We start from the raw sequence: 9,453 nt of genomic DNA, 5'->3' as shown, positions 1-9,453 counted from the left end.
GTGTTCCTCTTTATCAAGCTCGCGCAAGGTACCAAGCGCGCAAAAGGAAGGATTGCCTAATGGATCATGGTGACCACTCCAGTCATGAGGAACATCACCAAGCCAACCACGCCCACACTGAAGTAGTAGCCGCCGACCACCTTCCCTCTCACCCGATAGCCGCCCATGAGGCCAGCGGCCATGATCAAGCCGATCATGGCCGGGATTCACACGCGGCCCACGCGGCCCATACCGACCACACCGGCCACGAACTCCTCTTCCGCAACCGCTTCTGGGTCTGCCTCATCCTGAGCGTACCCGTGCTCCTGTATAGCCCGATGCTTCAGGAGTGGCTGGGCTTCACGCCCCCGGCATTTCCAGGCAGCCAGTGGGTCGCGCCCGTCCTTTCGGTTGTCATCTTCGTCGTCGGCGGGTTGCCCTTCCTGGGCATGGCCCGCGACGAGTGGGCCGCGCGCCGGCCAGGGATGATGATGCTCATCTCCCTGGCTATCAGCGTCGCCTTTGTCTACAGCCTGGCCGCCGTCTTGCTGAGTCTGGGCGAAAGCTTCTTCTGGGAACTCGTCACCCTCATCGACGTGATGCTGTTGGGCCACTGGCTGGAGATGCGCAGCGTGCGTCAGGCGTCGGGGGCGCTCGACGCGCTGGCGAAGCTGTTACCGGACACAGCCGAGCGCATCGCCCCGAACGGCCAGGTAGAGACAGTGCGCGCCGCCGCGCTGGCCGCCGGCGATCTCGTCCTGGTGCGGCCCGGCGCGAGCGTGCCCGCCGACGGCGAGGTGGAAGTGGGCGAGACGGCCATCAACGAGGCGATGGTCAGCGGCGAGTCCGCACCCGTGGACAAGCAGCCGGGCGACCGGGTCATCGCCGGGACGGTCAACGCCGGCGACGGGGCGCTGCGCGTGCGCGTCACGGCCGTGGGCGAGGAGACGGCCCTCTCCGGCATCATGCGCCTGGTGGCCGAGGCCCAGCGCAGCCGCTCGCGGGCCCAACTCCTGGCCGACCGCGCCGCCGGGTGGCTGTTCTATGTCGCTCTGGCGGCGGCGGCGCTGACGGCTATCATCTGGCTCGCGGTCGTCGGTCTGGACCAGGAGGTGCTGTTACGGGTGGTCACGGTGCTGGTCATCGCCTGCCCCCATGCGCTGGGGCTGGCCGTGCCGCTCGTCGTCGCCCTGACCACCTCGCTGGCGGCCAGCAGTGGCATCCTGGTGCGCGACCGGCCCGCGCTGGAGAACGCCCGCGCCGCCGACGTGGTGCTGTTCGACAAAACGGGTACGCTGACGAAAGGAGAGCAGGGCGTCGTCGGGCTGGCGACCGTCGAGGGACAGGACGGCGATGAGGCGCTGGCGCTGGCCGCGGCCGTGGAGGGGGACTCAGAACACATGATCGCCCGCGCCCTGCGCGACCACGCTGCGGCTTTGGGGCGGCCGTTGCCGGCCGTCTCCGGCTTCGAGGCGCTGAAGGGGCGCGGCGTGGTCGCGTCGGTGAATGGCGAACGGGTGCACGTCGGCGGGCCGCGCCTGCTGGAGCATTTGGGGCTGGACGCGCCGGCGGCGCTGGCCGACTTCGCCCGCCGCGCCGGGGAGCAGGGGCAGACGGTCGTCTATCTGGCGCGAGATGGACGGCCGGCGGCGGCCTTCGCTCTGGCCGACGTGATCCGGCCGGAGAGCCGCGAAGCCATCGCCGCGCTGCACGACATGGGCCTCGAGGTCGCCATGATTACCGGTGACAGCGAGGCAGTGGCGCGGTCGGTGTCGGGACAACTCGGCCTCGACCGCATCTTCGCCCAGGTCTTGCCGGAGGACAAGGAGAAGCACGTGCGTGCGCTGCAGGCGGAGGGCAAGCGGGTGATCATGGTCGGCGACGGGGTGAACGACGCGCCGGCGCTGGCCCGCGCCGACGTGGGTGTCGCCATCGGCGGCGGTACGGACGTCGCCATCGAGTCGGCCGGCATCATCCTGGTCAAGAGCGATCCGCAGGACGTGGCCCGGCTCATTCGCCTCAGCCGCGCCTCCTACCGCAAGATGGTGCAGAACATCTGGTGGGCGGCCGGCTACAACGTCGTCGCCATCCCTCTCGCCGCCGGGGTGCTGGCCCCGTGGGGCATCCTGCCGCCGCCGGCGCTGGGCGCGGCCCTTATGGCGCTGAGCACGATCATCGTCGCGTTGAATGCGCAGACATTGCGGCGATTGAAGCTGTAGTGGCATGCAGACCTGGCAGGTTTCCCGCAAACCTGTCAGGTCTAAACCCTCATGAGAATCCCCCTGTTTTCGCCCCCGGATTGTCCTATAATCCCCTGTAGAAGCGGCTACCTCACGCCGCGCCCATCCGTATAGAGTGATAACAACCTGAGTCTCCGCCGGGAGCCCCGGCTCGCGACGCTTTTCGGAACAACCTATGTCACGCAATGTCAGGACGCTCCTCATCGTTATCCTGGTGCTGGCCCTCGTTGGCGCGGGGGTCTACTTCCTCACCCGCCGGCAGCAGGCCGCGGCCGAGCCCCAATTCGAGATTCTGCGCGAGGCGACCGTCGCCCGCGACCGCATCACCTCCACCGTCAACGCCACCGGAACTATCGAGCCGGAGACGCTGGTCACGTTGACCTTCGGCCTGGGCGGCACCATCACCGACCTGTCGGCCGTCCAGGGGCAAGAGGTGCAGGCCGGCGATGTGCTGGCCCAACTGGACACCGCCGAACTGGCCCTGGCCGTCCAACAGGCGGAGGACGGGCTGCGCATCCAGGAATTGACGATGGCCCAGCGCGTCGAGGGTGGGCCGAGCGCGGCGCAACTGGCCTCGTCGCAGGCCGACATTCAGGCCGCCGAAGCCAATGTGCAAGTGGCCCAGGCCAATCTGGCCGGGGCGCAGGCCGGCCGGCAGCAGGCGGTGGCCCAGAAGGCGCAACTGACGGCGGGCGCCACGTCCGGCCAGATCGCCGCCGCCGAATCAAATGTGGCCGCCGCCCGCCAGCAGCAGAAGCAGGCCCAGGAGACCTACAATAGAACCATCGAGTGCCACACCTTCACCGTGCCGGGAACCGACTCGGAAGAGACGGTCTGCCCCGGTCTGGGCGCGCCGGAAGAGCAGGCCCGCGCCGCGTTGGAGACGGCCACGCTGAACCTTCAGGCCGCCGAGGCGCAGCTGGCCGACCTGAACAACCCCGCCGGCCCGGCCGACATCCAGGCTGCCGACGCGGCCATCGCCAGCGCGTCGGCCCAGGTGGCGGCGGCCGAGGGCAACGTCGCCGCGGCCGAGGCCCAGTTGGCCCGCGCCCGCGCCGCCTCCGACCTGCTGCAAGAGAAGCCCTCGCCCCAGGAAACGGCCATCCTGGAGGCGCAGGTCGCCAGCGCCCGCACCAACCTGGAACTGGCCCAACTCCGGCTGCGGCAGGCGCAACTCATCGCCCCCATCAGCGGCCGGATCGCCAGCGTCCTCGTGCGCGAGGGGGAGCAGGCCACGCCCGGCGCGCCGGCCGTGACCATCCTGAACGAGGACGCCTACCACATCACCGTGCAGGTGGACGAGATCGACATCGACCGCGTCGAGGTCGGCCAGCCGGCGGAGATCACCCTCGACGCCCTACCCGACGCGCCGATCCAGGGTACGGTCGGCGAGATCGCGCCGACCAGCACCAGCACCTCCGGCGTGGTCACCTACCTGGTGACGATCAACCTCGACGAGGCGGCGGCGACGGGGTTGCGCTCCGGCATGAGCGCCAGCGCCAGCATTACCGTGGAGGAGATCGAGAACGTGCTCGTCGTGCCCAACTGGGCCGTGCGGCTGAACCGCGAGACGGGCGAGGCGTTCGTGCCGATTGAGCGGCCGGATGGGACGGTTGAAGAGGTCGTCGTGGAAACGGGGCTGCGCAATGAGCAGTTCAGCGAGGTGCTGAGCGGTCTGAGCGAGGGGGACATGGTTGTCCTGACCAGCGAGCGCGAGGGCCTGGACTTCTTCGGCGGCTTCGGCGGACAGGAGTAAGAGGTATCATCCGCAGATTAGGCAGATTTGGCAGATTTTCTCTTTAATCTGCCTAATCTGCGGATAAGATCCTTTTGAGGCGAGATAGGTATGGACAGCAATGGGAAAGCCGACGGCCGCAAGGCAGTCATCGTCATCCGCGACATGACCAAGGTTTACCAGATGGGCGAGTATCAGGTTCGGGCGCTCAACGGCGTGTCGATCGAGATTGCCGCAGGGGAGTTCGTCGCCATCATGGGCCCGTCCGGCTCCGGCAAGTCGACGATGATGAATATGCTCGGCGCGCTCGACCAGCCGACGAGCGGGACCTACCTGCTGGACGGTATCGACGTCAGCGCGCTGAGCGACGACGATCTGGCCGACATCCGCAACCGCAAGATCGGCTTCGTCTTCCAGAACTTCAACCTGCTGCCGCGCATGCCGGCTATCCAGCAGGTGGAGTTGCCGCTGATCTATGCCGCCAAGGGAGGGCGGCAGGAGCAGGCGCGGCGGGCGCTGGAGATGGTCGGCCTGGGGGAGCGGACGCACCACCGGCCGAGCGAGCTGTCCGGCGGCCAGCAGCAGCGCGTAGCTATCGCCCGCGCCCTGGTCAACGAGCCGGCCATCATCCTGGCCGACGAGCCGACCGGCAATCTGGATAGCAAGTCGGGCACGGAGGTGATGGCGATCTTCCAGCGCCTGAACAGCGAGCAGGGTATCACCATTCTGTTCGTCACCCACGACCCGTGGATCGCCCGGCACACGCGGCGCATCATCACCCTCGCCGACGGCGTCGTCGTGCGCGACGAGATTGTGCCGGAGCCGCTGGTGGCCGGCAAGAGCGTGCGGCCGTCGGATGAGGCGTTGGTGCATGGGTAGCACGGGTTTCTTAACCCGTGGTAGATATACCGGTTAAGGAAACCTGTACCACAGTTATTAAGGGAATCGAGTGAACTTCGTCCAAAACATCCGCCTCGCTCTTGCCAGCCTTCTGGCGAACAAGCTGCGGGCCATCCTGACGATGCTCGGCATCATCATCGGCGTGGCCGCGGTCATCACGCTCGTCTCCGTCGGCGAGGGTGTGCAGGACGTGGTCGTGTCCGAGTTCGAGGGGTTGGGCAACAACTTGCTATTCGTCATCCCCGGCCAGCCCGACGCCAACGAGTTCACCGGCAACGTTGTCCGCACCAGCCTGACCAACGATGACTACCTGGCGCTGGCCGACACGCAAAACGTGCCCGACCTGCTGCGCGTCGCGCCGACCTACGGCCGCCCGGCCATCATCACCCGCGGCGGCGAGGAAGCGCGCACCACCGTCACCGGCACAACGCCCGACTACACCGGCGTCCGCGACTTCGCTCCCGTGTTGGGCGATTTCTTCACCGAGCAAGACGTGCTCGGCGCGACGCGCGTGGCTGTGTTGGGGCAGAGCGTCTACGAGCAGTTATTCCCCGACGGCGAGTCGCCCATTGGCGAGACGATCCGCATCAGCAACGTCAACTTCCGCGTCATCGGCCTGATGGAAGAGAAGGGCGGCTCCGGCTTCAACGACCAGGATGACGTGGTACTGGTCCCGTTGAACACCGCCCAGCGCCGCCTCTTCCCCGCCCGTCTGCCCGACGGCGAGTACCGCGTCGATCAGATTCTGGCCCAGGTCATCAGCGAGGATCGCCAGGACGCGGCCATCGCCGAGATGGGGTTGGCCCTGCGCCAGTCGCGCGGCATCACCTTCCGCGACGAGGACGACTTCACCATCCTCAGTCAGGCCGAGGTCGTTGGCGCGCTCGGCCAGATTACCGGCGTGCTGACCATCTTTCTGGGGGTCATCGCCGGCATTTCGCTGCTGGTCGGCGGCATCGGCATCATGAATATCATGCTCGTCTCGGTGACGGAGCGGACGCGCGAGATTGGTCTGCGCAAGGCGGTCGGCGCGAAGCGGCGCGATATTCTGTGGCAATTTCTGGTGGAGGCCGTCATGCTGGCGAGTCTGGGTGGGTTGATCGGACTGCTGCTTGGCGCGGCCGGGGCCTACCTGATCAGCAGCCTGTCCGACACGCTGGACGCGCGGGTGGCCTGGAACTCGGTCGCCCTGGCTATCCTGTTCTCGGCCGCCGTCGGCCTGTTCTTTGGCATCTACCCGGCCACGCGCGCCGCCGGGCTGAATCCGATTGATGCGTTGAGATACGAGTAGGGGCAGACCTGCGTGTCTGCCCCCACCTGGGCGGACACGCAGGTCCGCCCCTACGATTGATCATGCTAACTGAGAACATCCGCATTGCCCTCCGTGGCCTATCGGCCAACAAGCTGCGCGCCGCGCTGACCATGTTGGGCATCCTGATCGGCGTCGCTGCCGTCATTACCTTGCTGTCCATTGGCGACGGTGTGACGCGCTTCGTGGCCGACCAGTTCTCCGGGTTGGGCACAAACCTCATCTTCATTATTCCCGACCAGGAGACGCCCGGCCCGCCCGGCAGCGACCCACTGAGCGAGTCGTCACTGACGTTGCGCGACGCGGAGTTGCTGAGCGACGTGGGGCTGGTTCCGGGCGCGGCGGCCGTGGCCCCGGTCATGTTCCGCAGCATCGACCTCCAGTACGGCGGCAACTTGCACAACGTGCTGGCGCGCGCGTCTACGCCGGGGTATACCGCCATCAACTCGCTGGAGATGGCCCGCGGGCGGGACATCGATCAGGCCGACTACGACGCCCGCTCGCGCGTCATCGTCCTCGGCCCGGATACCGTGAAGGCGCTCTTCCCTGACGACATCGACCCGCTCGACCAGGACGTACGCGTCAATGGCATCAACTTCCGCGTCATCGGCCTGTTAACCTCACAGGGGGCCTCTGGTCTGGGCGGCAGCCAGGATGACATCGCCCTCATCCCCCTGACAACGGCCCAGGAGCGGCTGTTCAACGCCCGCAGCACGCGCAGCGGCGACTTTCTGGCCGACGCCATCCTCATTCAGGCTGCTGACGAGGAGGCCATTGACGGGGTGATCATTGACGCCTCCACCGTCCTGCGCCAGAGCCACAACATCGAGTTCCGCGACGACGACGACTTCCAAATCCTGACGCAGGGAGACTTCATCCAGGCGTTTGGCGCGGTGACAGGCGTGCTGACACTCTTCCTGGGAGCCATCGCCAGCATCTCGCTGCTGGTTGGGGGCATCGGCATCATGAACATCATGCTGGTGTCGGTGACGGAGCGAACGCGCGAGATCGGGTTGCGCAAGGCGGTCGGGGCGCGGCGGCGCGACATCCTGGGGCAGTTCCTCACGGAGGCGGTGGTGCTGGCCGTGCTGGGCGGGCTGCTGGGCATTCTGATCGGTGTGCTGGGGGCGATGGCCGTCAATCTGGCGGTGCCGGAACTGGACACCTCGGTGACGTTTAGCTCCGTCGCCCTGGCCGTCGGCTTCTCGGTCGCCGTGGGGCTGTTTTTTGGCATCTATCCCGCGTCGCGCGCGGCGGGGTTACACCCGATTGAGGCGTTGCGGTTTGAGTGAGGTGGCACAGGTTTCTTAACCTGTGTTCTCAATCGCGTAATGGCCCATAGAACACGGGTCAAGAAACCCGCGCCACGGTGGACATCGTGAAACAACGCAACTGGCGCAAGTTCTTTTCGCGGGTCATTGTCGCCGCGGCCGTGGCCTTCTTCATCGCTGTCGCGCCGCTGCCGCGTTGGACGCCGGCCTGGTTCCTCTACTGGCAAGTCCCGGCGACGATATTTGTCCTCGTCATCTACATCGGCAAGACCCTCATCGATACCATCCTCTTTCCGCGCCGGCCGTAGGACTCATTGCGACGCGGTTGCCTATATCTATACCTCTGGCTATGCCCGCGCCTATATCTATGCCTGTACACGCCAATTCTACCCGCGTCATCGGTCCTATCTCTCTCCGCCAATACGCTTCTCCTGTAACCCTTCGTTCTACATACCGCCCGCAGTCATTCAGCCGTTGTGGGTTATCACGTTCTGCTATTAGAATGAGAGTGATGCGGCCAACTTAATCGGCGCGCATCCATGCTTGATTGATTCGACGGGAGAAGGAAGTATTGAGCCTGGGCCGGAGGCATTCCCTCCGGCCCTTTTGTCTGAAGCCCATGCGCCTATCCCACGCCAAACGTCTCCACCCGTGTTACCCACCAGACCGCGGGCGGACAACTACTGTGAGGAGAACCATTGATGATGAAGAGACAACTGACCATGCTGATTCTACTGCTACTGCTGCCGGTCTTGCTGGTCGCCTGCGGCGATGAGAGCGCGCCCATCTCGACAGGCGAGCAGGGCGGGCAGGTTCCCGCGCCGGACACACTGAACACCAATGGCGACGATGCCAGCGCGGGCGATGTGGAGCCGGGCGACGCCGAGACCATCGGCCAGCCGGCCGCGGGCGATGCCGGCGGCGAATCGATGCCGGCCGCCGGCGATATGCTCCCCTTCGCCGATGCGTGGACGGCGGCCGGGGCGGCGGTTTCCCTCGGCGGCGACGTGCCGTCCCCGCTGTTCGAGGGTTCTAACGGCCAGACCTATCTGGTCAACGACGAGGAGATTCAGGTGTACCAGTTCGCCGACGAGGCTGAGGCTGAGGCAGCGGCGGCGACTATCTCGCCCGATGGGGGCATGATCAACGACGTTAGCGTCCGCTGGGCGGGCGCGCCCCACTTCTACCGCCAGGGCAATACCATCGTCGTCTACATTGGCGGCGACATCGCCACGCTCGATCTGCTGGGCGGCTCCTTTGGTGAGCCTTTCGCCGGCACGGCAACGGCCGAGTAATCGACTGAGGTCTGAAATGACGCAAAGCACGCTACGTTTGCCAAGAACGCAAAGAGCTATGCTTCCTGGCGCTCTTGGCACTCTCTGCGTGCTTTGCGTGAGCCTCTTCTATTCGTACTTCAGCGCCGCCATCGGGGCCAGGGTGGCCGCGCTGAGCGCCGGGTAAAGGCCGGACACTAACCCCATGAGCGTGGCGAACAGCAGCGCCGAGAGGGGCAACCATAGCGGCGTGATGACGGCCGAAGTCGGCGGCGGTGCGCCCGTCTGGGCCGACTGCCCGGCCATGTAGCCGATGACCAGCACGTTGAGCACCTGTCCCAGCCCCCAGCTGATCGCCACGCCGCCCAGCCCGCCCAGAAAGCCGATGCCGGCTGCCTCGCCCAGGAAGATCGCCAGCACGTGCCGGTTGTTCGCGCCGACGGCCTTCATCAGGCCGATCTCCCGCGTGCGCTCCAGGATGGCCATGGTCATCGTGTTGGCGATGCCGATGGCCGCCACGAGCAGGGCGATGGCCCCCATCGCGCCGAAGACGACCTGCAGCACCAGGTAGAAACCGCTGATACCCTGCACGAACGACTGCGGTGTGTAGGCCTGGAAGCCGAGGGTTGTGATCTGGTCGGCCACGTCCAGCACTTCATCCACGCTGTTGACCTTCACGATGACCGTGTTGTAGCCGGTCTTGTTGCGGTCGATGCGCTGGCCGCTGGCCCAGGTATTGAACCCC

At 66.2% G+C, this 9,453-nt stretch carries 8 protein-coding genes; 7 read left to right on the top strand and 1 reads right to left on the bottom strand.

Going from position 1 to position 9,453, the window contains the following annotated elements; all coding sequences use genetic code 11:
* Positions 1-59 precede the first annotated feature (59 nt).
* The 7 genes from ACE3UY_RS03250 (at position 60) to ACE3UY_RS03220 (ending at position 8,729) form a co-directional block, all read left to right on the top strand.
* A complete protein-coding gene (locus ACE3UY_RS03250; RefSeq protein WP_374686118.1) occupies positions 60-2,198 on the top strand; it encodes a heavy metal translocating P-type ATPase in 2,139 nt (712 codons plus the stop codon).
* 196 nt (positions 2,199-2,394) lie between these two features.
* Positions 2,395-3,975, top strand: coding sequence for an efflux RND transporter periplasmic adaptor subunit (locus ACE3UY_RS03245; RefSeq protein WP_374686117.1), 1,581 nt, complete (start codon positions 2,395-2,397; stop codon positions 3,973-3,975).
* A gap of 90 nt (positions 3,976-4,065) precedes the next feature.
* Positions 4,066-4,833 (top strand): ABC transporter ATP-binding protein, encoded by a 768-nt coding sequence (locus tag ACE3UY_RS03240; protein ID WP_374686116.1) that lies wholly within the window; start codon positions 4,066-4,068, stop codon positions 4,831-4,833.
* A 70-nt stretch (positions 4,834-4,903) separates the two neighbouring features.
* The gene (locus ACE3UY_RS03235; RefSeq protein WP_374686115.1) at positions 4,904-6,145 is read left to right on the top strand and encodes an ABC transporter permease; all 1,242 of its coding nucleotides are present in this window, start codon (positions 4,904-4,906) and stop codon (positions 6,143-6,145) included.
* Positions 6,146-6,207: 62 nt separating this feature from the next.
* Positions 6,208-7,455, top strand: a complete 1,248-nt coding sequence (locus ACE3UY_RS03230; protein ID WP_374686114.1) for an ABC transporter permease — start codon at positions 6,208-6,210, stop codon at positions 7,453-7,455.
* A gap of 86 nt (positions 7,456-7,541) precedes the next feature.
* Positions 7,542-7,742 carry a hypothetical protein gene (locus ACE3UY_RS03225; protein WP_374686113.1) on the top strand — a complete coding sequence of 67 codons (201 nt, stop codon included), beginning with the start codon at positions 7,542-7,544 and terminating at the stop codon, positions 7,740-7,742.
* 393 nt (positions 7,743-8,135) lie between these two features.
* On the top strand, positions 8,136-8,729 hold the full coding sequence (locus ACE3UY_RS03220; RefSeq protein ID WP_374686112.1) for a hypothetical protein: 594 nt from the start codon (positions 8,136-8,138) through the stop codon (positions 8,727-8,729).
* Positions 8,730-8,837: 108 nt separating this feature from the next.
* Here the strand turns inward: ACE3UY_RS03220 and ACE3UY_RS03215 are convergent.
* On the bottom strand, positions 8,838-9,453 hold a 616-nt coding region (locus ACE3UY_RS03215; RefSeq protein WP_374686111.1), incomplete at its 5' end, for an ABC transporter permease.

The sequence above is a fragment of the Promineifilum sp. (SeqCode) genome, assembly GCF_041918635.1.
In the GTDB taxonomy this organism is placed as follows: Bacteria; Chloroflexota; Anaerolineae; order Promineifilales; family Promineifilaceae; genus Promineifilum.
This window is presented reverse-complemented; position numbering and strand designations above follow the sequence as displayed.

Coding starts and splice junctions, on each gene's coding strand:
- ACE3UY_RS03245 (WP_374686117.1), top strand. CDS start 2,395: ATGTCACGCAATGTCAGGACGCTCCTCATCGTTATCCTGGTGCTGGCC.
- ACE3UY_RS03230 (WP_374686114.1), top strand. CDS start 6,208: ATGCTAACTGAGAACATCCGCATTGCCCTCCGTGGCCTATCGGCCAAC.
- ACE3UY_RS03220 (WP_374686112.1), top strand. CDS start 8,136: ATGATGAAGAGACAACTGACCATGCTGATTCTACTGCTACTGCTGCCG.
- ACE3UY_RS03240 (WP_374686116.1), top strand. CDS start 4,066: ATGGACAGCAATGGGAAAGCCGACGGCCGCAAGGCAGTCATCGTCATC.
- ACE3UY_RS03250 (WP_374686118.1), top strand. CDS start 60: ATGGATCATGGTGACCACTCCAGTCATGAGGAACATCACCAAGCCAAC.